Below are 589 nucleotides of genomic sequence, written 5' to 3'. Positions count from 1 at the left end.
ATCGGAACCGGAGACCCGTGGCCGTCCAAGATATATATCCGCGTGTTCGAGATCGGGCGGCCGATCGGGATCGACGTCGCGGCCTTCGCGACGACGGCGACTTCGTGGGTGGTCGCGAAAGTCGTCGTCTCCGTTGGGCCGTAACAATGAATCAAATGCCGCGGCGCTCGCGTCCGAAGCAGTCTCTGAAACGCGGCGGGCTCGCTCGTCTCGCCGCCGGTCATAAGGAATCGAAGTTTGCCGAGGGCCTGTGGAATAAGGGTCGTGTAGTGATTGAAAAGGGCGGTGGTGATGAAAAACGCGGTGACGCCCTGTCGTTCGAAAACCTGCGCCAGCCGCGCCGGTTGCACCACCGCCTCATGATCGATCACCACTACGGCTCCGCCGTTGAGCAACGCGCCCCAGACTTCCATCGTGGACGCGTCGAAGGCGGGATTCGACGCAAAGGCGATTCGGTCGGAATCTTGAAAATCCGCATACCCGTTGTTGGTCACGAGCCGCACAATCGCGGAATGCTCGACCATGACGCCTTTTGGCTGTCCGGTGGAGCCAGATGTGTAGATGACATAGGCGAGATGACGCGGCTGAA

The 589-nt window shown here is 60.4% G+C and carries 1 protein-coding gene; it reads right to left on the bottom strand.

From position 1 onward, the window contains the following. Nucleotides 1–589: AMP-binding protein (locus K3F48_RS23980; protein WP_222577946.1), on the bottom strand; the 589-nt coding region annotated here is incomplete at both ends.

The organism is Methylosinus sp. Sm6, from assembly GCF_019802345.1.
Classification (GTDB): Bacteria; Pseudomonadota; Alphaproteobacteria; order Rhizobiales; family Beijerinckiaceae; genus Methylosinus.
This window is presented reverse-complemented; position numbering and strand designations above follow the sequence as displayed.